The sequence below is a fragment of the Flavobacterium solisilvae genome, assembly GCF_012911605.1.
Classification (GTDB): Bacteria; Bacteroidota; Bacteroidia; order Flavobacteriales; family Flavobacteriaceae; genus Flavobacterium; species Flavobacterium solisilvae.
Map to the genome: position 1 here is coordinate 89,721 of NZ_JAAMPT010000208.1, position 23,554 is coordinate 113,274.

Sequence of the window (23,554 nt, forward strand, 5' to 3'; positions counted from 1 at the left end):
AATATTTTCAAAATCTATATGAATCTATTACACAAAGTTCCACAAAGATTTCACAGAGTTTCACAAAGTCAAAGTTTGAATAAGATTATTTTTGGTTTAACAAAATGGCGGCTTCTTTGGCAAAATAAGTTGAAATTAGACTTGCTCCAGCACGTTTGATACACATTAATTGTTCCATCATGATTTTGTCGTGGTCGAGCCAACCTCTTTCGGAAGCGGCTTTTATCATGGCATATTCGCCCGAAACATGAAAAACGGTAACTGGTACATTTACGGCATTTTTTACCTCACGAACGATGTCAAGATAGGCAATTCCGGGTTTTACCATGACCATATCGGCACCTTCTTCTACGTCCATCAAGGCTTCTTTGATGGCTTCGATGCGGTTGGAATAATCCATTTGGTAGGTTTTTTTGTCTTTTGGAACGACAACGTCGGCTTCTCTTGGCGCGCTATCTAAAGCATCGCGAAATGGTCCGTAAAACGCCGAAGCATATTTTGCTGAATAACTCATAATGCCAACATTTGGAAATCCTGCTGCGTCTAAACCTTGGCGTAAACGTAAAACTCTTCCGTCCATCATATCACTTGGTGCAACGAAATCGGCTCCGGCTTGTGCGTGAGAAACCGCCATTTTTACTAAAGCATCGTTGGTTGCATCGTTAGCAATATCGCCGTTCTCGATAATTCCGTCGTGACCATAAATGGAATATGGATCTAAAGCTACGTCAGGCATTACTATCATTTCTGGACACGCGGTTTTGATGGATTTGATGGCGCGTTGCATCAATCCGTTTGGGTTCCAAGCTTCTTTTCCGGTGTTGTCTTTTAAGCTTTCATCGACTTTTACGTAAATGTTTACGGCGCGAATTCCGAGTGCGAAAAGTTCTTTGACTTCTTCAACGGTTAAATCGATGGAACGACGAAAAATTCCGGGCATTGATGGAATTTCTACTTTGTAATTTTCGCCTTCTGCGATGAACATTGGGAACATAAAATCGCTTGGACTTAATGTGGTTTCACGAACTAAGGAACGAATGGATTCGTTAACGCGTAATCTTCTGCCTCTTTGTAATGGGAACATACTATTTTAGATTTTAGATATTAGATATTAGATATTTTGCAATCTAAATCCAATCAATTGGTGATTCTAATACTTTAATTAATTTTTCTTCTTGGCTGCCAACTTCTGGATGATGGTCGTAAACCCATTGCACGTTTGGTGGCAAAGACATTAATATACTTTCAATTCGTCCGTTGGTTTTTAGTCCAAATAAAGTTCCTTTGTCGTGAACTAGATTGAATTCTACATATCGACCACGACGAATTTCTTGCCAAATTCGTTGTGCTTCAGTATAAGGTAAATCTTTTCTTCTTTCAACAATTGGAACATACGCTTCCAGAAAACTGTTGCCGACTTCGGTTACGAAATTGTACCAATCTTCCATAGACATTTCTTCGGATTCTTTGCAATAATCGAAGAATAATCCGCCTAAACCACGAGCTTCGTTTCTATGAGCGTTCCAAAAATAGGTATCGCATTGTTTTTTGTATTTTGGATAAAACTCCGGATTATGTTTGTCGCAAGCGGTTTTACACGTTTGATGAAAATGTTTTCCGTCTTCTTCAAACAAATAATAAGGTGTTAAATCTTGTCCACCGCCAAACCATGAATTGATTACATTTCCAGCAGCATCATACATTTCAAAATAACGCCAATTGGCGTGAACGGTTGGCACCATCGGACTTTTAGGATGGATAACCAAACTCAATCCGCAAGCAAAGAAATCGGCTTCGCCAACATTGAATAACTTTTGCATAGAATCGGGTAATTTTCCGTGAACTGCTGAAATATTTACGCCGCCTTTTTCAAAAACTTTTCCGTTTTCAATAACTCGTGTTCTTCCGCCGCCACCTTCTGGACGTTCCCAAATGTCTTCACGGAATTTGGCAACGCCATCCACTTCTTCTAGTTTGGAAGTGATTTGGTCTTGAAGGTTTTGAATGTATTGATAGAATTTATTTTTCATAATCTAAATAGAATAATCAACAATAAAATTATTGAAGGTACAAAAGCATAAAAAAGATCCGAATAAATTTTTGTCTTCATAAATAAATTTGAAATCACCATATAAATTATTGTTCCTAATAAAATTAAACCCGTAAAAATTAACATTCCGAATATTAAATAACTCGCACCATCGGGTTTTTCCTTTTCAAATTGAGGAACTCTAAAAACAAATTGATACAATAAAAAGATAGACCAAATTATATTAATTGAAACTGGAATTGTATTATTTCTATTTGAAACCCTTATCCTCATTATTGTTTATACTCTTTCACCGCCTCAACAAAAGCCTTCGCATGATCTACTGGAATATTTGGTAAAATTCCGTGACCAAGGTTTACGATATAGTTGTCTTTTCCGAATTCGTCTATCATTTCGTGTACCATTTTTTTGATGGTTGGAATTGGGGAAAGTAATCGGCTTGGATCAAAATTTCCTTGTAATGTGATTTTTCCACCTGACAAATAACGTGCATTTCTAGCTGAACATGTCCAATCTACACCAAGTGCCGATGCTTTGGATTTTGCCATATCATTCAAGGCGAACCAACATCCTTTTCCGAAAACAATCACTTTTGTGTCTTCAGAAAGTGCTTCCACAATTTGATTGATGTATTTCCATGAAAATTCCTGATAATCTACTGGTGAGAGCATTCCGCCCCAAGAATCAAAAATCTGAACGGCATTGACACCTGCTTTTACTTTTTCTTTTAAATATAAAATAGTTGTGTCGGTGATTTTTTGCAATAATGTATGCGCTGCTACAGGATTAGAGAAACAAAAACCTTTGGCAGTATCAAAGCTTTTTGAACCTTTTCCTTCTACTGCGTAACAGAAAATTGTCCAAGGTGAGCCTGCAAAACCAATCAACGGAACCTCTTCATTCAACATTTCTTTGGTCAATTTTACGGCATCCATAACATAACCCAAAGTTTCTTCAATATTGGGAACAAAAACTTGATTTACTTGTTCCATGGTTCGGATTGGATTTGGAATAATTGGCCCCAAATTGTCTTTTAATTCTACGTGAATTCCCATAGCACGTGGCACAACCAAAATATCTGAAAATAAAATAGCAGCATCGGGTTTTACGATTCTGATAGGTTGAACGGTAATTTCGGCAGCCAACTCTGGCGTTTCGCAACGAGTGAAAAAATCATATTTGTCGCGTAATGCTCTGAATTCGGGTAAATATCTTCCGGCTTGACGCATCATCCAAACTGGTGGACGTTCTACGGTTTCGTTGTTTAAGGAGCGAAGGAATAGGTCGTTTTTGATCATTTTATTGATTTTTTGCCACAAATTTCACGAATTATCACGAATTATTGTAGCTGGTTCAACTGTAATGTTTTATTACTTCTGCAATCACGTTTTCAATTTTGGGTTGTGATGCAATGATGGTATTTTCTGTTATTTCTTTTAATGTTTCGGCGGTTGTATAACCAATGCAGAAACAGGTTTTATTGCTAATTTCGTTTTCTTTCAAATAACTTTCTACGGCAGAAGGACTGAAAAAAAGAACGGCATTGTGTTTTGTATCAATTTTATGTGATGTTAAAACGGTTTGATAGACTTCGATTTCATCCATTTTTATTTGTGCCAGTTGTAACGCATCGGGCAAAATATTGCGACGAATGTTTCCGCTAAAAAAAGTGAAACTGTTTTTGTCGTATTGGTTACAAATTACCGAAGCTAATTCGGCTGCATAATCTGAAAATAGGACAACTTCAAAACCATTTTGCTCCAAAAGTTTTTTGGTTTTTTCGCCTACACAAAATGCTTTTTTGGTTTTAATTCGGTCACTATCTTTATGTAAAAGAACGCTTTCTACCGCATTTTGGCTGGTAAAAATCAAATAGTCGTTTAATTCCTCAAAATTGAAATCATGATATTTGATACTAATAAAATCTTTATCAATTACCGAAAAATTCGCGCTCAACAAGGGTAACTTTTGGTCTTCCGAAAGCACTTTAGTTGATACTATGCGAATTTCATTTTCCATATTTATTTTTTCAACTGTTTCTTAATTTCTGTCATTAGCTCATTTCCTCCGTTTTCCAAAATTTCTTTGGCACAAGAGAATCCTAGTTTTTTCCATTCTGAGATGTCGACTTCTTTGTTAATTGCTAACTTTTGTTTTCCATCAACCGAAAGCAAAACGCCCTGAAATTCGATGGTGTCATTTGGTTCATTATATTTTGCCAAAGCTCCAATTGGTGCTGTACATCCGCCTTCGAGTGTTCGAAGAAATTGTCTTTCTATATAGGTACAAATTTCGGTTTCTACATCGTTTAATTGTGAAACGGCATCGATAGTAAATGCGTCATTTGCCATTGCAACCACAACCATTGCGCCTTGTGCTGGAGCAGGAATCATCCAATCGAGATTGGTATAATTTCCTGGTTTTAGATTTATTCGTTCCAAACCTGCAGCAGCAAAAACGGCTCCGTTCCAATCGTTATCACTTAATTTTTGCATTCGTGTGTTTACATTTCCACGTAAATCTACTACTTTGTGATTTGGGAATTTATTCCACCATTGTGCTTGACGACGCAAACTTCCAGTGGCGATAGTTCCATCGTTTTCCAAAAAATCTAAATTCCCTTTGTGAACCAAAATATCCAAAACATTGGCACGTTCTAAAACGGCTGCTTGCACAATTCCTTCGGGTAAAGCCGTTGGTACATCTTTCATGGAATGAACCGCAATGTCAACTTGACCAGAAATCATGGCAATGTCGAGTGTTTTAGTGAAAATTCCGGTGATGCCAAGTTCATATAACGGTTTGTCGAGAATAATATCGCCTTGCGACTTCACGGCTATAATTTCCGTTTTATAACCTAAATCGTTTAGTTTATTTTCGACGGTTTTGGCTTGCCAAAGTGCGAGTTCGCTGTCTCGTGTTCCTATTCGTATTGTTTTATTTTTCATTTAGTTTCGAGGAAAAAGGGAAAAGGGAAAAGTTTTTCTAATACCTATTACCTTGTAACTTATGCTTTGTTTTCAAGTTGAAATATTTTCTCAATCCATTCGATGCTTTCGTCCACCAAAGTGTTATCGTCTTTAAGGTGATTTGCAAAGTGATTGGTTATTTTCTGTATGATTCTGGCACTAATTAATTCAGCTTGTTCTTCATCAAAATTTGCCATTTTTTTACGCTGAACATTTAATTCTCCGTCTTTAATGGAATTCAATTTTTCTTTTAATGCGTGAATGGTTGGTGCAAATTTTCTTTGCTTAGTCCAAGATATAAATTCGTCTTTGATTTCTTCGATAATTGCTTCGGCTGCTGGAATATGTTTTTTACGATTTTCCAGCGTTTCATCAGTCATTTGTGACAAATGATCCATGTGAATTAATGTTACATCATCAATATCTTGAACATTTTCGTTTACGTTTTTCGGAATTGATAAATCGAGAATCAACAATGGTTTTTTCAGATTTAAAATCGTTTTGTCAACTGTTGGATTTTGCGCTCCAGTTGCCACAACCAAAACATCTGCTTTTTGGATTTCAACTTGTAAATCGGCATAATCTTTTACAATCAAATCTAGTTTTTTTGCCAATCTTTCGGCTTTATCTTTAGTTCGATTGATTAAGGTAATTTGCTCGTGTTTGGTATGTTTTACAAGATTTTCACAGGTATTTCTTCCGATTTTTCCGGTTCCGAAAAGTAAAATATTTTTGTTGGCAATGTCTTCAACCGTATTGAAAATATAACGTACCGCTGCAAACGATACCGATGTTGCTCCAGATGAAATTTCGGTTTCGTTTTTAATTCTTTTGCTTGCCTGAATTACCGCATTCACCAATCTTTCCATAAAAGCATTGGCTAAATTCAGTGATTTACTTTGAACAAAAGCTGATTTTATTTGACTAATAATTTCAAAATCGCCAAGAATTTGACTGTCTAAACCAGTTCCAACGCGAAACATATGAGAAACGGCTTCTTGATTTTTATAAACGTAAGCTACTTTTTGGAAATCTTCTACTGTTCCTTGACTGTTTTCACAAAGTAGTTTGATTAGTTGAAACGGATGTTGTGCAAAACCATAAATTTCGGTTCTGTTACAAGTAGAAGTAACAATTAATGCTACAATACCTTCTTTTTGGGCTTGAATTAAAACATTCTCTTTACCATTGTCATCCAAGCTAAATTTACCTCTTATTTCGGCATCAGCTTTTTTATAACTTAAGCCAACAGCATAAAAAGTAGTGTGCTTTGATATATTTCCGTTTTCCATAAATTACTCTTACCTAAAAAGTGAAACAAAATTATAGCTATCTATTTTATAAAAATAACGCTAGAAGAACTTTTTGTGTCGCTGTGAGATATTTTTAACACGTTTCGCCTTTTTATCGTTATTTCTTTTAATTTTGTAATGAAATCAAGTGCTAACAATTTTACTATATAGATTAATTCTAAATAAGTAAATTTGATGTTCACAAAAGTATATACGAAAAAATGTCGCTATGGGTTCAAAAGAAGAAATAAAAATTGACGATGATTTTATTTTAATTCGTTTTCAGAATGATACTGATGCTGCTACAGTAATTGAAAGACCTGTAACCATGGGATTGATTCAGTTTCACTTTGGATTAAAAGGAAAAGCAAAATTTAGTTTCAACCAAGGAAGTTATAATTTGGATTTGAACGAAGAAAAATGTCTTTTGTTTTACAATCCACAAAAAGAATTACCTCTAAATGTTGAAGTTGCTCCAAAATCATGGTTGATTTCAGTTTTAATTTCCATCAAAAAATTTCACGGTCTTTTTACTACCGATGCCGAACATATTCCGTTTTTAAGTCAAGAAAATCAAGACAAAAAATATTATAACGAAAGTGATATTAGTCCATCGATGGCAATTGTTTTGAACCAAATGTTTCATTACAACTTGAATCCTTCGATTAAAAATTTGTATTACAAAGGAAAAGGTTATGAATTACTGAGTTTATTTTTTAACCGAAATGAAGATCCAAATGCAGAACAATGTCCGTTTTTAATTGACGAAGAAAACGTTTTGAAAATAAAAAAAGCCAAAGAAATCATCATTGCCAACATGGCTGAACCGCCAGGATTGGAAGAACTTTCGGAACAAGTTAATCTGAGTTTGAAGAAACTAAAAATGGGTTTCAAACAAATTTATGGCGACACGGTTTATGGCTTTTTATTTGATTATAAAATGGATTATGCCCGACAATTATTGGATTCAGGTTCTTACAATGTAAATGAAGTTGGACTGAAAATTGGTTACAGCACCGGAAGTCATTTTATTGCTGCCTTCAAAAAGAAATTTGGCACAACACCCAAAAAATATTTAATGAGTTTGAGTTCAAATACCTAATTTAATCAATTTCGTATATCAAACAATCAATAAAAAAAGTATAATAATAAAAAGTAAAACAGTAGTCATTTTTACTTTTGCAAAAAAAATACCACTATGAAAGGAGTTTTATTAGTAAACCTGGGTTCGCCCGAAAGTCCAACGCCAAAAGACGTAAAACCTTATTTAGATGAATTTTTAATGGATAAATATGTGATTGATGTTCCGTATTTATTGCGTGCTTTATTAGTTCGAGGAATTATTTTACAAACAAGACCAAAAAAATCAGCAGAAGCTTATGCACAAATTTGGACAGATGAAGGTTCGCCGTTGATTGTTTTTTCCAAAAGAATGCACGAAAAAGTTCAAAAACAAGTGGACATTCCAGTGGCTTTAGCGATGCGATATGGAACCATGAAAATAGAAAAAGGTTTGCAAGAATTAAGAGAAAAAGGCGTAACCGATGTCATGCTTTTAGCTTTGTATCCACAATATGCTATGGCTTCAACTACTACGATTTGGGCATTGGCAGATGAATTGGTTGCAACAAAATTCCCAGAAATGAAGTTAACCAAAGTTCCAGCGTTTTACAACAAACCCGATTTTATTCAAGCCTTGGCAAATTCCATAAAAAAGCATTTGGAAGGATTTGATTATGACCATTTATTATTTTCCTATCACGGAATTCCAAAACGTCATATTCGCAAAACCGATGTAACCAAATCGCATTGTACCATCGATGGAAAATGTTGTGTAACCGATTCGCCTGCGCACGAATTTTGCTATCGTCATCAATGTTATGAAACTACACGAAAAGTGGTTGAATTACTTGGAATTCCTGAAGATAAATACAGTCAAACTTTCCAATCAAGATTGGCTGGTGACAAATGGTTAACTCCATATACTGATGTTGAAATCAACAAAATGCCAGCCAAAGGAATTAAAAAATTGGCGGTTGTAACTCCAGCTTTTGTTGCTGATTGTTTAGAAACTTTGGAAGAAATTGCCATGCGAGCTAACGAAGAATTCAAAGAAAATGGTGGCGAAGAATTTTTGGCTGTTCCATGTATGAACGATGAAGACGAATGGTGTACTGTTGTCGCTAATTGGATTAAGGATTTTAAACAAAGTAATTAGTAAACAGTGATTAGTAAATAGTTTTTAACATGTACGAATACATAAAATCGCTTCATTTAATATTTGTAATCACCTGGTTTGCAGGTTTGTTTTATATTGTTCGCTTATTTGTATATCAAATTGAAGCCAACGAAAAACCTTCGCCGGAAAGAGAGATTTTATTAAACCAATACAAAATAATGACCTATCGATTATGGTATATCATTACTTGGCCAAGTGCAGTTTTGGCAACAATTTTTGCACTTTGGTTGTTACATTTAATGCCTGAATGGTTGCAAATGCCGTGGATGCAAGTCAAATTAGGTTTTGTAGTTTTGCTTTTAGCCTATCATTTTAAATGTCATCAAATTTATAGACAATTACAAAACGACCAATTTCAATACAGTTCAAATTTTATGCGACTTTGGAACGAAGGCGCAACAATTATTCTTTTTGCAGTTGTTTTTTTAGTAATTTTAAAAAATGCAATCAACTGGATTTATGGCGTAATCGGAATTGTTTTATTTTCGGTATTGATTATGCTTGGATTTAAGTTTTACAAAAGAATAAGAGAAAAGAAGTAATTAGTAATTAGTGAATAGTAATTAGCATTTTTCTATTCACTAATAACTATTCACTAATCACTAACAAATGAGCAACTTCAAAATATCACGACTTTCCCTTCGAACGAGAATTTTCTTGTCGATGATTGTTTTGATTGTTATTGCTTCTATTTTGATGGCATCAATTTCGGTTATTCAATTTAAAAATGAAGCCAAAGAATACCATCAAGAACGTTTGGACCGAAAAGAGTTTGCCATAAAAGAACACATTAATTATGTGCTTTCCACTACAACTTATCCGTTAACGCCCGAAAATCTTCCGCTGGTTTTCAAAGATAAAATTCACGAATTAGCCGATATTCACAACGTAGAAATCAATATTTATTCTCTTGAAGGAAAGCTAGTTAAATCGTCTAAAGCTTCGTTTTCGGTTGATAAAGTGGCACCGCCAATTCCAAATTATGTTCTAAAATTGGTACAATCTTCGGTTGACAAACGCTATGTTGACATTAAAAGCATAAATGGTGTAAAAAACCGTTCTTCATTTAGTCAAATCAAAGATGAAAAGTTTAAACCACTCGGAATTTTAAATATTCCTTATGTAGAAGACGACGGATTTTATGAAAAAGAATTGCGTCAGTTTTTAATTCGATTAAGTCAGGTTTATTCGTTTATGCTTATTATTGCTTTTGCTTTGGCTTACTTTTTAGCCAGTTATATTACCAAATCTCTAAAAACCATTTCTGATAAAATCAACGAAACCAGTTTGAACCAAAAAAACGAGAAAATCGTGATTGAAGCCAATAGTCGTGAGATTAATTCCTTGATAAATGCTTATAATCAAATGGTTGATAAACTAGAAGAAAGTGCGAGCAAACTAGCACAAAGTGAACGTGAACAGGCTTGGCGCGAAATGGCGAAACAAGTAGCACACGAAATTAAAAATCCGCTGACGCCAATGCGATTGACGGTGCAAAGTTTTCAACGAAAATTTGATGCAAACGATCCAAATTTGAAACAAAAATTAGACGATTATACCAAAACCTTAATTCAGCAAATTGATACCATGACTTCGGTAGCATCGGCGTTTTCTAATTTTGCTTCGATGCCAGCACAACAAAACGAAACACTAAATGTTGTTGAAGTGGTCGAATTTTCACTGGATATTTTCAACGAAGATTTTATTCAATTTAAAAGCGAAAAACAAGAAATCATTGCGGTTTTAGACCGAACACAACTCATCAGAATTATTACCAATTTGGTTAAAAACGCAATTCAATCTATTCCTGAAGAACAAGATTTAAAAGTCGTTTTGGTTTCGGTTAACGAAAAAGAAACCATGGTTGAAATTACCGTTACCGATAACGGAATTGGGATTGAAGAAATCAATCGGGAGAAAATTTTTGAACCAAAATTTACTACCAAAAACAGCGGAATGGGATTAGGTTTAGGAATTATCAAAAACATTATCGAAAATTACAAAGGAACTATTACATTTGAAACAGAACTCGGAAAAGGAACAACGTTTACAGTTTCTTTGCCTAAAAAATAAAAATTATGAACTTCGAAAACATACTCATTACCACTGAAAACGGCATCGGACAAGTAACAATTAATCGTCCATCAAAATTAAACGCATTAAATAAAGTTACTATTCAAGAACTTCACGATGCTTTTGAAAACCTTGAAAAAGACGAAAATGTTCGCGTAATTATCATTACTGGTGAAGGCGAAAAAGCATTTGTTGCTGGAGCCGATATTTCGGAATTTGCTAATTTTTCGGTAGAAGAAGGCGCACAATTGGCAGCTCAAGGACAAGAATTATTATTTGATTTTGTAGAAAAACTAAAAACTCCGGTTATTGCTGCTGTGAACGGTTTTGCACTTGGCGGCGGATTAGAATTAGCCATGGCGTGTCATTTTAGAATTGCTTCCGATAATGCCAAAATGGGATTACCAGAAGTTTCCCTTGGAGTTATTCCAGGTTATGGCGGAACGCAACGTTTACCGCAACTGATTGGAAAAGGTCGTGCGATGGAATTAATCATGACTGCTGGAATGATTGATGCCGAAACGGCAAAATCTTATGGATTGGTAAATCATGTTGTTCCACAAGCTGAATTAGTAGAATTTACCAAAGGAATTGCTGCTAAAATCATGAAAAATTCCCCAATGGCAATCGGTAAAGCCATCAAAGCAATAAATGCTAATTACAAACACGATGTTGACGGATTTGATGTAGAAATTAGAAACTTCGGAAAATGTTTTGGCACCGAAGATTTTAAAGAAGGAACAACTGCTTTCTTAGAAAAACGAAAAGCAAGTTTTACTGGGAAATAAATTATAAAGCAAAAAGAGAATCAATTTAGGTTCTCTTTTTTATTTCTCGCCTTCCCATTCGGCATAAAATTGGGACAGGAAATTTTCCATGTATTTATGGCGTTCCAAAGCGATTTTCTTTCCTGTTTCGGTGTTCATCTTGTCTTTTAAGAGCAGCAATTTTTCGTAGAAATGATTTATCGTCGGCGAATCACTGTTTTTATATTCATCCTTGGTCATATTCATTTTTGGAGGAATTGCTGGATTGAATAATGCTCTATTTTTAAATCCGCCATAGTTGAAACATCTTGCAATTCCAATTGCGCCAATGGCATCCAACCTATCGGCGTCTTGAACAATTTCGAGTTCTTTTGAAGTAAATTTCTTTTCAAAATTTCCACCTTTAAACGAAATATTCTCAATGATATTTACCACATGTTGAATGGTTTCTTCAGGAACATTCTCTTTTTCGAGAAAATTTCGAGCTGTTTTTGGACCAACCGTTTCGTCTCCATTGTGAAACTTACTATCTGCAATATCGTGAAGCAAAGCACCGAGTTTTACAACTTCCAAATCACATTCTTCTTCTCTCGCAATCAATAATGCGTTTTTATACACTCGTTCAATATGAAACCAATCGTGTCCACCTTCGGCATTTTCTAATTGTTGTTTTACAAAAAGTATGGTATTATCTATTACTGACATAAATTTTGGTTTAAAAAAATCCTTTCTTTCGGAAAGGATTTAGTTTATATTTCTTTTACTTGATTAAAGCTGGTTCAACCCATTTGAAGATTTTAGTATCATCTGGCAATACTAATCGTTCCGATATTTTTGCCATTCTAGCTGGTAATTTCATTAAATAATCACGGGCTTTTTCGGCTTCATCGGTTAGATTAGTCATTTTTGAAATTTCCCATTTATCGACTAATTTCTGCAAAATTTCCACATAATCATTAGCTGTATAAACTCCAATTTTTTGAGCTGAATTAGAAAACTCTTCAAATGCTGTGCTTATTTTTTCTCCTGATTCTCTCAAGAAATGAGCTGGCATCGTAATTTTTTGCTTCATCATATATTGAAAAGCCAACATCATTTCGGAAGGATCAACTTTAAAAATTTGAGTTACAAATTCCGAATACGCATGATGATGACGCATTTCGTCACCAGCAATCATTTTGCAAAGTTTAGACAATTTTTTATCGCCATATTGTTTGGCTAATTGTGAAACCCTATTGTGAGAAATATAAGTCGCTAATTCTTGGAAACTAGTGTAAACGAAGTTTTTATACGGATCTTTTCCGGTTCCAATGTCGAATCCGTCATTGATTAAATGTTGTGTTGTAACCTCAACTTCACGCATATTTACACGACCTGATAAATACAAATATTTATTCAACAAATCACCGTGACGATTTTCTTCGCCAGTCCATTGTCGAACCCATTTTGACCAACCATTTCGACCTTCGTTATCAACACCTTCAACTTCCATTAGCCAAGATTCGTATGTAGGCAAAGCTTCTTCAGTAATCGTATCGCCAACCATTACAACCCAAAAATCATAGGGTAAATCTTTGGCTATTTCGCGTAATTCTTTTACTTCTTCAATGAAGTTTTCGTTTTCCGAATTGGGTAAAAAATCAGAAGGTTGCCAAATTTTTTCTACCGGAATCAAAAACTGATCGACAAAACTATCGACGTTTTTTTCCAAAAACTGCATTACTTCCAATCGGACATTTTTTAATGACATTCTATTTATTTTTAATTATATTTTGATAGCGCTTACAACAGCACTTTCTGTTTTTTGCATTATTTCTTCAAATGAATAATCCTTTACCGCCATTGGTTCGTGAATTATAAATTCTAATTTATTTCCTAATCCCATTGGAAAAGCGCCAAATTTGACCATTTTCCATGAATTATTAATTGAAATTGGAACTATGTAAGCATTCGGTGCATATTTACATAAAATCTTCAAACCGCTTTGAGCAAATTCCTTTGGTTTTCCAGTTTTGCTTCTCGTTCCTTCCGGGAAAATTACTGCTGAACGTTTATTTTTTTCAATGTATTCACCCAATCCTTTAATTACTGGCAAAGCTTGTTTTGGATCTTTTCTATCGATTAAAACTGAACCTCCGTGACGCAAATTATAAGAAACACTCGGAATGCCTTTTCCTAATTCTTTTTTGCTGACAAACTTAGCATGAAATCTTCGTAAATACCAGATAATCCCAATGATATCATACAAACTTTGATGATTTGCCACAAAAATTATCGGGACATTATTTGGAATGATTTCTTTGTTTTTAACCGAATAAGTTGTTCCTAAAATATTCGTACATCTGACTAAAAACAAGTTAAGATAATCTACACTTTTTTTGTGCGCTTGATATCCAAAAACATTGAGACAAATCCATTGAATTGGATGAAAAATAACCAATGTCAATCCGAAACACAAATAATAAACGACTGATATCGGGTAAGAAACCAGTTTTTCCATAGTTTTCAAAAATAGAATACAAAAGTACGGATTATATTTGGCTTTAGATTGTTTATAAATCTTAAATTATTGTTGAATTTCACATCAAAAAAAGCATTATTTTTACGAAAAATAAGTGCAAATCAATTTATAAAAGAGAAAATGAGTTCAGAAAAAGAAGCCAAATTAAAAGCATTACAATTAACATTAGACAAACTAGATAAAGCTTACGGAAAAGGAACCGTTATGAAAATGGGCGACAGAGCTGTTGAAGAAGTAGAAGTTATCTCTTCGGGTTCGCTTGGTCTTGATTTAGCTTTGGGTGTAAATGGTTATCCAAAAGGAAGAATTATCGAAATATATGGTCCGGAATCTTCGGGTAAAACAACGTTAACACTTCACGCCATTGCCGAAGCACAAAAAGCTGGCGGAATTGCAGCATTTATTGATGCCGAACATGCTTTTGACAGACATTATGCTGAAAAATTAGGTGTTGATATTGAAAATCTTATCATTTCGCAACCTGATAACGGAGAGCAAGCTTTGGAAATTGCCGAAAACCTTATCCGTTCAGGAGCAATTGATATTGTGGTTATTGACTCGGTTGCCGCTTTAACACCAAAAAGTGAAATTGAAGGCGAAATGGGCGATTCAAAAATGGGATTACACGCTCGATTGATGTCACAAGCCTTGAGAAAATTAACTGGAACAATTAGTAAAACACATTGTACTGTATTTTTCATCAATCAGTTGAGAGAGAAAATTGGTGTAATGTTTGGAAATCCTGAAACAACAACTGGAGGAAATGCTTTGAAATTCTATGCTTCAGTTCGTTTAGATATTCGTCGCGCTTCACAAATCAAAGACGGTGAAAATGTAATTGGTAACAGAACCAAGGTAAAAGTAATCAAGAACAAAGTTGCACCACCATTTAAAACCGCTGAATTTGACATCATGTATGGCGAAGGTGTTTCAAAAACTGGAGAGATTTTGGATTTGGCTGTTGAATTTGAAATTATCAAAAAAGCAGGTTCGTGGTTCAGTTACGGCGATACAAAACTTGGACAAGGTCGTGATGCCGTAAAAGCTTTAATTAAAGACAATCCAGAATTAGCCGACGAATTGGAACAAAAAATCAAAGAGTATATCAAAGAAAATAATGCTTAAAATGTTAAATCCCGTTAAAAGCGGGATTTTTTTATAAAACTAACGCAACCATTAGTAAAATAGAACATCTAACTGAAAAAGAATACCAAAAATGAAGAAGTTTATTTTTATAACATTATCAAGTATACTATTGTTTTCATGTAGTCTTGAGAACACAAATGAAGGGTTTAATCCAGAAATTGTACCCGTTTCAAGTGTAGAAATGCCAACTAAATTTAGGGTTGATAGCATTACTGAAATTCCGGTTACCTACATAAGACCAACATCATGTCACGTGTTTTCGAATTTTTATTATAACAGCATTGGTAACGAAAGAACAGTTGCTGTTTATTGTTCAAAAGTTAGTAATTCCAATTGTATAGATGGTAGCGGAAATGATTATCCGCTAACAGTTCCTTTGAGTTTCAAACCAAAAGCTATAGGAACATATAATTTCAGATTTTGGACAGGAGTTGATACTAACGGAACTGACCAATATATTGAGCACGAAGTAGTTGTTGATCATTAAATAGTAGACTTTGAGTATAGAACAACTCATAAATGATTGTAAAAAGAATGACATAAAAGCACAAGAACAATTATACCGACAGTATGCTCCAAAATTGTTTTCTGTTTGCTTAAAGTATTCTCGTAACTATACCGAAGCACAAGATAATTTGCAAGATGGATTTTTACTCATTTTTGAAAAAATTCATCTGTTTTCTTTTAAAGGTTCTTTTGATGGCTGGATTAAAAAAGTAATGGTTAACTTCATTCTTCAACAATATCGAAAAGAAACCTTTTTGAGTTTAGTAAACGACAATGTTCCCGAAGAAATAGACGTAGAAATTGAAAACGAAGAGGAAATATCCATCGAGTTTTTAACCAAAATCATTCAGGAATTACCCGATAGATATCGATTGGTTTTCAATCTTTATACTATCGACGGCTATTCACATCAAGAAATTGCAGACATGCTTTCGATAAATATTGGCACATCAAAATCCAATTTATCCAGAGCAAAAATGATTTTAAAAGAAAAAATAGAACAAAATACTGGTAGTAAAAAAATACCATCCGTAAAATGAGTACAAGAAAAAATTTAGACCAACTCTTTCAGGAGAAATTTCAAAATTTTGAAGTCAATCCGCCAGAATCTGTTTGGGAAAACATAGAAGAAAAACTAAAAGAAAAGAAAAAACGACGCGTAATACCTTTTTGGTGGATATCATCTGGTGTTGCAGCACTTTTCGTGGTTGGTTTATTGGTTTGGAATTCCAATACCAATCAAACCATAAATCCTTCTAACGGTATTGTCATTAATGACAACAACAAACAAAGTTCTGATGAAAATGATACGTTAGACAATAAAAAATCTGATGCTATTTTTAACAAAAATGCATCTGAAAACAATCAAAACGCCATTGTCTCAACCGAAAATAATAATTCATCCGAAAGCAATTCTTCTGACGAAACTATAAACGAATCAAATTCATCGGAATCAACAAAATTGAATACAAACAACAAAAAGAAAAAAACGGTTCAACAAAAAAATTCTGGAATTATTATAGCTAAAGAAGAAGCTGTTGCAACAAAAACAGAACTTAAAAAAGCGAACCACAAAAACAGTAAATTCAACTCTGTATCTGAAAACTCTGCTGCATTTGAAAATAATAAAAATCCTTTAGCCGAAAACAATTTGGCTAACGATATTAAAGAAAAAAACAATTCAACTTTGATTGAAAATCAAAATCCGTTGAAAACAGAAAACAATATTGGAACTGATAAAATTGCTATGAAAAATCAAGACAATATTGCTATAAAAGGTGACATTACTATTCCAAAAGATTCTACAGCTGTTGCTACTGTAGAAAAAAACGAATTGGAAGAATTGCTAAATGAAAAAGAAAAACAGATTGCCAAAGAACAAAAATTAAATAGGTGGCAAGTTACACCTAATCTTGCGCCTATTTACTTTGGTTCTTTCGAAAACGGTTCGCCGCTTGACAATGCTTTGGATGAAAATACCAAAAGCTACAATAACAACATTAGTTATGGTGTTGCCGTTGATTATGCTGTGTCCAAAAAAGTAAAAATTAGAACTGGAGTTAATGCTTTTACTGTTAATTATAACACCAATGATATTACATTTTTTCAAAATAGTAACGCCAGAATGATGCGAAATGTTGATCCAACGCTTCAAGGTTCATTAATAGAAATTGTTCCTATTAAAAATGTTGTAACAACTTTTAACCGAACACAAGGAGAACAAAATCTTGGTGTCTTAAACCAAAAAATGGGTTACATCGAAATGCCTTTCGAGGTTTCTTATAAATTAGTTGACAAAAAATTTGGCGTAGAAATCCTTGGTGGAATGAGTACTTTATTCCTTAATGAAAATGAAGTTTTTCTTCAAACCGATGATATGACGATGAAAATTGGCGAAGCGACTAACTTGAATTCTGTCCATTTTAGTACCAACTTTGGTGTTGGTTTAAACTATGGTTTTTTAAAGAATTTTCAAGCGCGAATTGAACCAACATTCAAATACCAACTCAATACTTTCACCCGAGATTCACAAAATTTCAAACCCTATATTTTTGGAATTTACACTGGTGTAAGTTATCGATTTTAAGTTAAGTTTAGTTTAAAGATAGTTAAGTGGTGTTATTGGCTTTCGAGCGATAACTAAAAAGAGTTTCGAAATTCGGAACTCTTTTTTATTTTAAATCATTTTGCAATTCAGCTAAAATCACATTTCTCACTTCTTCTTTCAATGTTTTTTTATACTCGGGATTTTGATTTTTAGTTTCAAAAAAACGATGCACTTTTGCTCGCATCAATCCTGGACTTCCGCTAAAAAAAGTATATGAAAAAAGACGTTTGTTGTCATAAAAAGTCATTGGAACGATTGGAAGTTCGTGTTCAAGTGCCAATCGAAAAGCACCATCTTTAAATTCATCTAACAAAATACTTTCGTCAGGAACGCCACCTTCGGGAAAAATACAAATACTCAAACCTTGATTGATACGTTTTTGCGCACGTTGAAAAACTTCCATTCTACTTTTGGAACTGCTTCTGTCAACCAAAATACAGGTTCGTTTATAGAAAAATCCAAATAACGGAATTTTCGAAAGTTCTTTTTTACCAACAAAAACAAACGGATTTTTAGCAATAGAAAGCATCAGCATAATATCAGTCATCGAAGTATGATTGGCAACAAACATATAACTTTTTCCTTCTTCTATTTCTTGATCAAAAGTAACTTTAGTTGGAAAACCCATTCCAAAAAGAATACATTTTGCCCAAATTCTTGCCATGATAAAAAAGTAAGGATACCATTTTTCCGAAAGTATCGAAATGAACAAAAACGGAAACATCACTATTATTGGAATCGCCATTAGGATATAAAACCAAACTCGATATAATGTCCAAAAAATAATTTTTACTGTTCTCATGTTGTCAAATGTAATAAAACGTATGCAATTTTTGTAACAAAGGATTAACTTTGCGGTAAAATCAAAAAAAATGTCAAGAATATTAACCGGAGTACAAAGTACAGGAACGCCACATTTAGGAAATTTATTAGGAGCAATTATTCCAGCCATTGAGTTATCAAAAGACGAAAAAAACGAAACTTTTCTTTTTATCGCCGATTTGCATTCGATTACTCAAATAAAAGATGGTGAAACGCTTCGAGCAAATACATATAGTGTTGCGGCAACTTGGCTTGCTTGTGGTTTAGATATAAACAATGTTGTTTTCTATCGTCAAAGTGATGTAGCGCAAACGGCTGAATTATCTTGGTATTTGAGCTGCTTTTTTCCGTTTCAACGCTTGACTTTAGCTCATTCTTTTAAAGACAAAGCCGATAGATTAGCCGATGTAAATGCCGGATTATTTTCTTATCCAATGTTGATGGCTGCAGATATTTTGTTGTATGACATCGATTTTGTTCCTGTTGGAAAAGACCAAATGCAACACATCGAAATTACTCGTGATGTTGCTTCAAAATTCAACAATCAAATGGGCGAAACTTTTGTACTTCCTGAAGGAAAAGTACAAGAAGAAACCATGTACATTCCTGGAACTGACGGACATAAAATGAGTAAATCTCGTGGAAATATCATCAATATTTTCTTAGATGATAAAGCATTGCGCAAGCAAATTATGAGCATTGAAACCGACAGCACGCCACTTGAAGAGCCGAAAAATCCAGATACGTGTAAAATTTTTGCGATTTATAAATTAGTTGCCAATGCTGAGCAAATTGCTGAGATGAAAGTGAAATACCAAAACGTTAATCGTGATTTTGGTTATGGTCATGCTAAACAAGCATTGTTTGAACTTATCGTGGAACGTTTTAAAACCGAAAGAGAAAAATACAATTACTATATCAACAACCTAAATGAAGTGGACGAACTTTTAAAAGAAGGTGCCAAAAAAGCTTCCCTAGTTGCTGATGGTGTTTTGAATAAAGTAAGAGAAAAATTGGGGTTTGAAAAAAATTAAACCGCTTCAAATAATTTTCCTGGCAACGGACGAATTACGCCTTTTAATTCCATATTCAGTAATATAGAAGAAATTTTAAATATCGGAAAATCACAATCGAGAGCAATTACATCTAGTAGTTGCTTTCCATTTTTAAGAAGGTAATCATAAATTTTTTGCTCGTCATTATCTAAGGAAACAAAAAGTTGTTTTTGTACCGATTTTGTCGGTTTGCTTTCCAATTCCCAATTGAGATTGTAAATTAAATCTGCCGCCGATGTCATTAAATTAGCGCGTTGGGTTTTAATCAAATCGTTGCAACCTTGGCTATATTTATCGGTTGTTCTTCCTGGAACGGCAAAAACATCTCGGCTGTAATCATTAGCAATATTTGCCGTGATTAACGAACCACCTTTTTCGGCACTTTCAATTACAATCGTGGCTTCGCTCATTCCAGCAACAATCCGATTTCTGCGAACAAAATTTTCTTTATCAGGATTTGAATTACTCCAAAACTCGGTTAGAAAACCACCGTTTTGTTCCATTTTGGCAACATATTTTTTGTGGGTTTTCGGATAAATCTGATTTAATCCATGTGCCAAAACACCAATAGTTTGAAGGTTATTATCCATTGCGGCTTGATGTGCTACAATATCAACGCCATAAGCAAATCCACTAACAATAATTGGGTTAAAAACAGCTAAATCTTCGATTAGTTTTTTGCAAAATTCGGTTCCATAAGAAGTAATTTGTCTAGTTCCAACTATGCTAATCATTCTTCGGTTATTGAAATCCAAATTTCCTGCAGTAAAAAGAAGAATTGGTCCATCGATACAATGTTTTAATCTGTCAGGATAATTTTCGTTTTGATAATAGCAAAAGTTGATATTTTCGGCTTCAATGAATTTTAATTCTTGTTCCGCTTTTTCATGAACGGTTTTATCCTTCAAATTTTTAATCAAAACATCGCCAACTCCGTCAATACTTTTTAGGTGTTGCGATTTCGAATTAAAAACTTCTTTCGCTGAACCACAATGATTAATGAGTTTTTTGGCAACAATATCGCCAACACCTTCTACTTTTTGCAAAGCCAAAACATACTGTAAATCGTCTGAAATCATCCTAACTATTTGTGAGGCAATATATACATTTTTTTATTTCGATTGTTAATAAATATTGTGAATATTTTTTTGTCAAAAGTATTGTTTATCTAAATTTGCTACTATGAAGATTGAACACCATATTTCCCAATTATTATACCGCTATCAATGTGTTACCGTGCCAGGATTTGGTGCGTTTTTAACCGAATTTCAGTCGGCACAAATTGACGAAAGTTCACATTCATTTTTTCCTCCAAAGAAATCTATTTCGTTTAATCCTTATTTAAAAAATAACGACGGATTACTGGCAAATCATTTGGCGCAAGCCGAAAAAATAACCTATGAAGTTGCTGTAACTGTTATTCAAAATGAAGTAAATCTTTGGAAAAACACGATTCAGGAAATTGGTCAATTTACGTTAAAAAATGTTGGAGGTTTCAGTTTAAATTCTGAAAAAAATCTAGTTTTTATTCCTGTTGACCATGTTAATTATCTAAAAGAATCATTCGGATTAAGTTCCTATACTTCGCCATCGGTTCAACGAGAAACACTACGTGAAGTTTATAAAGAGCAAGTGGAAACTTTGGAAGAAATTGCTCCAATTACTATTACTCCAGAAAAAAGAAATAATAGAAATTGGTTAAAATATGCCGCTGTTTTTGTGCTTACTGCTGGAATTTCAAGTGCTGTTAGTTTTAAATTGTATGAAAACTACGAAAACCAAATTGCTCAAGAAACACTTTTAGTAGAAACTAATGTTCAGAAAAAAGTAAATCAAAGAATTCAAGAAGCTACTTTTTTTATTGATAATCCGTTGCCGAGTGTAACGTTAACTGTTCCAAAAAGCGAAGACAAACAACCTTATCACGTTGTTGCTGGTGCTTTTAGAATAGAAAGTAATGCCGAAAACGCATATAAAACATTACTTCGATTAGGCTTTAAAGCGAAACGTTTGCCAGCAAATAAGCACGGTTTATTTCCTGTTCTTTATGGAAGTTTTTCTTCTTATGCCGAAGCTCACGATGCGATGAAAGACATCAAAAAGCTAGATAATAAAGATGCTTGGTTACTAATTGAAGAATTATAAAATATATCCTGAGAAATCAGGATTTTTTATTTGCAGTAATTACCTTTGCAAAAAAAAAGTATGAACCCAAAACATCCTTCAGAATCGTTAACGATTTTAACCGACTTAGTTTTACCGAGTGAAACCAATCCTTTAAATAACCTATTTGGTGGCGAATTATTGGCTAGAATGGATAGAGCTGCAAGTATTGCTGCACGAAGACATTCACGTAGAATAACTGTAACCGCATCGGTAAATCACGTAGCGTTTAACAAATCTATTCCGCTGGGAAGTGTTGTTACTGTTGAAGCCAAAGTTTCGCGTGCCTTCAACTCTTCGATGGAAATTTACTTGGATGTTTGGATTGAAGACAGAGAATCTGGTAGTAAAACCAAAGCTAACGAAGCTATTTATACTTTTGTAGCTGTTGATGAAACCGGAAATCCAGTTCCGGTGCCACAAATTATTCCTGAAACCGAAGAAGAAAAAGCACGATACGATGCTGCTTTACGTAGAAAACAATTGAGTTTGGTTCTTGCTGGAAAAATGAAACCTCACGATGCTACCGAATTGAAAGCGTTGTTTGTATAATGAAAAAATCCCGAAAATTTTCGGGACTTTTCTTTTTATCTCGGTGCTAACCAAGTTGTTGGATTAAAATAATTTGAGTTTTGAGAAACCACAAATTTTAATACTGTTCGTCCATCGCCATCAGTTCTAATTTTTCCTATAACTTCTTTGGCAGAAACTTTGTCTCCAGCTTGAACATTTACCGAACTTAAATTTTGATATACCGTAAAGAAATCTCCATGTTTTACAACAACTGCCTTTTTAACTGGCGTGATTAATTGAACTTGGGTTACTTCGCCAGCAAAAACTGCTCTAGCCGATGCACCGCTTTCAGTAGAAATTTCAATTCCGCTATTGTGAACCGTCAAGGATTTGAAAACTGGATGCGGTTGATCGCCATACCCTAAACTAATCGCTCCTTTTTCAACTGGCCAAGGCAATCTTCCTTTATTAGCTTTAAAATTATCGGAAACAATTTTTCCTTCTGGTGTTAAAATAATCTTATCTGATGATTCTATTGCTTTTTTCTCGGTTGCAGTTGTTTTTGGGTTAGATTTTGCTTTTTCAGCTGCTGTTTTTCTATTGGCTGCGGCAATTGCATCGCGAATTAATTTCTTAATTTGGGCATCTATCTTTTTGGTTTCAGCTTGCTTTTTCTTGATTTCAGCTGATATTTTTCCTTTCTCCTTTTGAATTTGTTTGGCTAATTTTTCTTGTTCTTGTTTTTCTTTTTCAAGCTCTTGTTTTTCCTTTTCGTTTTCAATAATTAGCTTTTCTTTTTCTTGTTTTTGAGCGCCAATTTTTTCGTTATACGCAATTAATTGAGCTGATTTTTGCTTAATCTCATCGCCTTGCATTTTTCTATAACTAGCATATTGCTTCATGTATTGCGCACGCTTGTAGGCTTGTAAAAAGTTTTCCGAAGACAATAAGAACATGGCGCGACTTTGCTCAGAACGACTTTTATACGACTTGCGAATCATCTCAGCATAATCTTCTCTAAGTTCAGTTAAATCTCTATTTAATTGGTTAATTTTTAGTTGATTGGTATAAATATCATCACTCAAAAGCTTGGTTTGTTTTTCAGTAGTTCGGATGAGTTTTTCTTTTAATCCAATTTTTTCTTTCTGGATTAATAACTGACTAACAACTGATTTTTCTTTGCTCTTAACCGATTTTAAAAGCTCTTGTTTTTCCTGAATTTCTTGCTGAATTTTTAGCTTTCGTTCTTCCAATTGTTCTTGTGTGAGTTGACTCCACATTGGCGAAGCAAAACATAAAAAAAGTAAACCTAAAACGTATTTAGACATAG

24 protein-coding genes are annotated in these 23,554 nt (G+C 34.0%); 12 read left to right on the forward strand and 12 right to left on the reverse strand.

All coding sequences use genetic code 11. The features are described from left to right. Positions 1-85 precede the first annotated feature (85 nt). The 6 genes from hemB to hemA all read right to left on the reverse strand — a co-directional run bounded on the left by hemB (position 86) and on the right by hemA (position 6,311). Positions 86-1,084: a porphobilinogen synthase gene (hemB, locus tag G6042_RS10705; protein ID WP_169524431.1), complete on the reverse strand. Its 999-nt coding sequence runs from the start codon at positions 1,082-1,084 to the stop codon at positions 86-88. A 43-nt stretch (positions 1,085-1,127) separates the two neighbouring features. Continuing rightward, the gene (gene hemF / locus G6042_RS10710; protein ID WP_169524432.1) at positions 1,128-2,030 is read right to left on the reverse strand and encodes an oxygen-dependent coproporphyrinogen oxidase; all 903 of its coding nucleotides are present in this window, start codon (positions 2,028-2,030) and stop codon (positions 1,128-1,130) included. Positions 2,031-2,322: 292 nt separating this feature from the next. Next, complete coding sequence (gene hemE, locus G6042_RS10715) at positions 2,323-3,348, reverse strand: uroporphyrinogen decarboxylase (RefSeq protein WP_169524433.1); 1,026 nt, start codon at positions 3,346-3,348, stop codon at positions 2,323-2,325. 55 nt (positions 3,349-3,403) lie between these two features. Continuing rightward, positions 3,404-4,069, reverse strand: a complete 666-nt coding sequence (locus tag G6042_RS10720; protein ID WP_169524434.1) for a uroporphyrinogen-III synthase — start codon at positions 4,067-4,069, stop codon at positions 3,404-3,406. A gap of 2 nt (positions 4,070-4,071) precedes the next feature. Next, positions 4,072-4,998 carry a hydroxymethylbilane synthase gene (hemC, locus tag G6042_RS10725; RefSeq protein ID WP_169524435.1) on the reverse strand — a complete coding sequence of 309 codons (927 nt, stop codon included), beginning with the start codon at positions 4,996-4,998 and terminating at the stop codon, positions 4,072-4,074. A gap of 59 nt (positions 4,999-5,057) precedes the next feature. Then, positions 5,058-6,311: a glutamyl-tRNA reductase gene (gene hemA, locus G6042_RS10730; RefSeq protein ID WP_169524436.1), complete on the reverse strand. Its 1,254-nt coding sequence runs from the start codon at positions 6,309-6,311 to the stop codon at positions 5,058-5,060. Between the two features lie 229 nt (positions 6,312-6,540). Between hemA and G6042_RS10735 the strand changes: the two genes are divergently transcribed. The 5 genes from G6042_RS10735 (at position 6,541) to G6042_RS10755 (ending at position 11,411) form a co-directional block, all read left to right on the forward strand. Then, positions 6,541-7,413, forward strand: a complete 873-nt coding sequence (locus tag G6042_RS10735) for a helix-turn-helix domain-containing protein (RefSeq protein ID WP_169524437.1) — start codon at positions 6,541-6,543, stop codon at positions 7,411-7,413. Positions 7,414-7,509: 96 nt separating this feature from the next. Next, positions 7,510-8,529, forward strand: a complete 1,020-nt coding sequence (hemH, locus tag G6042_RS10740; protein WP_169524438.1) for a ferrochelatase — start codon at positions 7,510-7,512, stop codon at positions 8,527-8,529. A 29-nt stretch (positions 8,530-8,558) separates the two neighbouring features. Next, positions 8,559-9,092, forward strand: a complete 534-nt coding sequence (locus G6042_RS10745; RefSeq protein ID WP_169524439.1) for a CopD family protein — start codon at positions 8,559-8,561, stop codon at positions 9,090-9,092. A gap of 121 nt (positions 9,093-9,213) precedes the next feature. Then, entirely contained in the window at positions 9,214-10,623 is a 1,410-nt protein-coding gene (locus G6042_RS10750) for a sensor histidine kinase (RefSeq protein ID WP_169524723.1), read from the forward strand. A gap of 5 nt (positions 10,624-10,628) precedes the next feature. Then, positions 10,629-11,411 (forward strand): enoyl-CoA hydratase/isomerase family protein, encoded by a 783-nt coding sequence (locus G6042_RS10755; RefSeq protein WP_169524440.1) that lies wholly within the window; start codon positions 10,629-10,631, stop codon positions 11,409-11,411. A gap of 39 nt (positions 11,412-11,450) precedes the next feature. On the opposite strand, the gene G6042_RS10760 is transcribed toward G6042_RS10755, so the two are convergent. From G6042_RS10760 to G6042_RS10770, 3 genes are read right to left on the reverse strand one after another with little or no spacing between them, the layout of a single operon-like run. Further along, a complete protein-coding gene (locus G6042_RS10760) occupies positions 11,451-12,095 on the reverse strand; it encodes an HD domain-containing protein (RefSeq protein ID WP_169524441.1) in 645 nt (214 codons plus the stop codon). A 55-nt stretch (positions 12,096-12,150) separates the two neighbouring features. Then, positions 12,151-13,140: an acyl-ACP desaturase gene (locus G6042_RS10765; RefSeq protein WP_169524442.1), complete on the reverse strand. Its 990-nt coding sequence runs from the start codon at positions 13,138-13,140 to the stop codon at positions 12,151-12,153. Positions 13,141-13,155: 15 nt separating this feature from the next. Then, the gene (locus G6042_RS10770; RefSeq protein WP_169524443.1) at positions 13,156-13,890 is read right to left on the reverse strand and encodes a lysophospholipid acyltransferase family protein; all 735 of its coding nucleotides are present in this window, start codon (positions 13,888-13,890) and stop codon (positions 13,156-13,158) included. Between the two features lie 141 nt (positions 13,891-14,031). On the opposite strand from G6042_RS10770, the gene recA reads away from it, so the two are divergent. The 4 genes from recA (at position 14,032) to G6042_RS10790 (ending at position 17,650) form a co-directional block, all read left to right on the forward strand. Continuing rightward, on the forward strand, positions 14,032-15,036 hold the full coding sequence (gene recA / locus G6042_RS10775; RefSeq protein ID WP_169524444.1) for a recombinase RecA: 1,005 nt from the start codon (positions 14,032-14,034) through the stop codon (positions 15,034-15,036). Between the two features lie 91 nt (positions 15,037-15,127). Continuing rightward, positions 15,128-15,544 (forward strand): hypothetical protein, encoded by a 417-nt coding sequence (locus G6042_RS10780; RefSeq protein WP_169524445.1) that lies wholly within the window; start codon positions 15,128-15,130, stop codon positions 15,542-15,544. Between the two features lie 10 nt (positions 15,545-15,554). Then, positions 15,555-16,103, forward strand: a complete 549-nt coding sequence (locus G6042_RS10785; protein ID WP_169524446.1) for an RNA polymerase sigma factor — start codon at positions 15,555-15,557, stop codon at positions 16,101-16,103. After that, positions 16,100-17,650 (forward strand): outer membrane beta-barrel protein, encoded by a 1,551-nt coding sequence (locus tag G6042_RS10790; protein ID WP_169524447.1) that lies wholly within the window; start codon positions 16,100-16,102, stop codon positions 17,648-17,650. Before G6042_RS10785 ends, G6042_RS10790 begins: the two co-directional genes overlap by 4 nt. An 85-nt stretch (positions 17,651-17,735) precedes the next feature. Here G6042_RS10790 and G6042_RS10795 read toward each other — a convergent pair whose 3' ends face one another. Beyond that, positions 17,736-18,473: a lysophospholipid acyltransferase family protein gene (locus G6042_RS10795; RefSeq protein WP_169524448.1), complete on the reverse strand. Its 738-nt coding sequence runs from the start codon at positions 18,471-18,473 to the stop codon at positions 17,736-17,738. A 70-nt stretch (positions 18,474-18,543) separates the two neighbouring features. On the opposite strand from G6042_RS10795, the gene trpS reads away from it, so the two are divergent. After that, the gene (gene trpS / locus G6042_RS10800; RefSeq protein WP_169524449.1) at positions 18,544-19,527 is read left to right on the forward strand and encodes a tryptophan--tRNA ligase; all 984 of its coding nucleotides are present in this window, start codon (positions 18,544-18,546) and stop codon (positions 19,525-19,527) included. Here the strand turns inward: trpS and dprA are convergent. Continuing rightward, positions 19,524-20,627: a DNA-processing protein DprA gene (gene dprA, locus G6042_RS10805; protein ID WP_169524450.1), complete on the reverse strand. Its 1,104-nt coding sequence runs from the start codon at positions 20,625-20,627 to the stop codon at positions 19,524-19,526. The two genes, trpS and dprA, sit on opposite strands and share 4 nt — an antisense overlap. Before the next feature lie 103 nt (positions 20,628-20,730). Between dprA and G6042_RS10810 the strand changes: the two genes are divergently transcribed. Next, positions 20,731-21,693 (forward strand): HU domain-containing protein, encoded by a 963-nt coding sequence (locus tag G6042_RS10810; protein ID WP_169524451.1) that lies wholly within the window; start codon positions 20,731-20,733, stop codon positions 21,691-21,693. Between the two features lie 60 nt (positions 21,694-21,753). Next, positions 21,754-22,263, forward strand: coding sequence for an acyl-CoA thioesterase (locus G6042_RS10815; protein WP_169524452.1), 510 nt, complete (start codon positions 21,754-21,756; stop codon positions 22,261-22,263). Between the two features lie 35 nt (positions 22,264-22,298). On the opposite strand, the gene G6042_RS10820 is transcribed toward G6042_RS10815, so the two are convergent. Continuing rightward, positions 22,299-23,552 (reverse strand): murein hydrolase activator EnvC family protein, encoded by a 1,254-nt coding sequence (locus G6042_RS10820; protein WP_169524453.1) that lies wholly within the window; start codon positions 23,550-23,552, stop codon positions 22,299-22,301. Between the last annotated feature and the right edge of the window lie 2 nt (positions 23,553-23,554).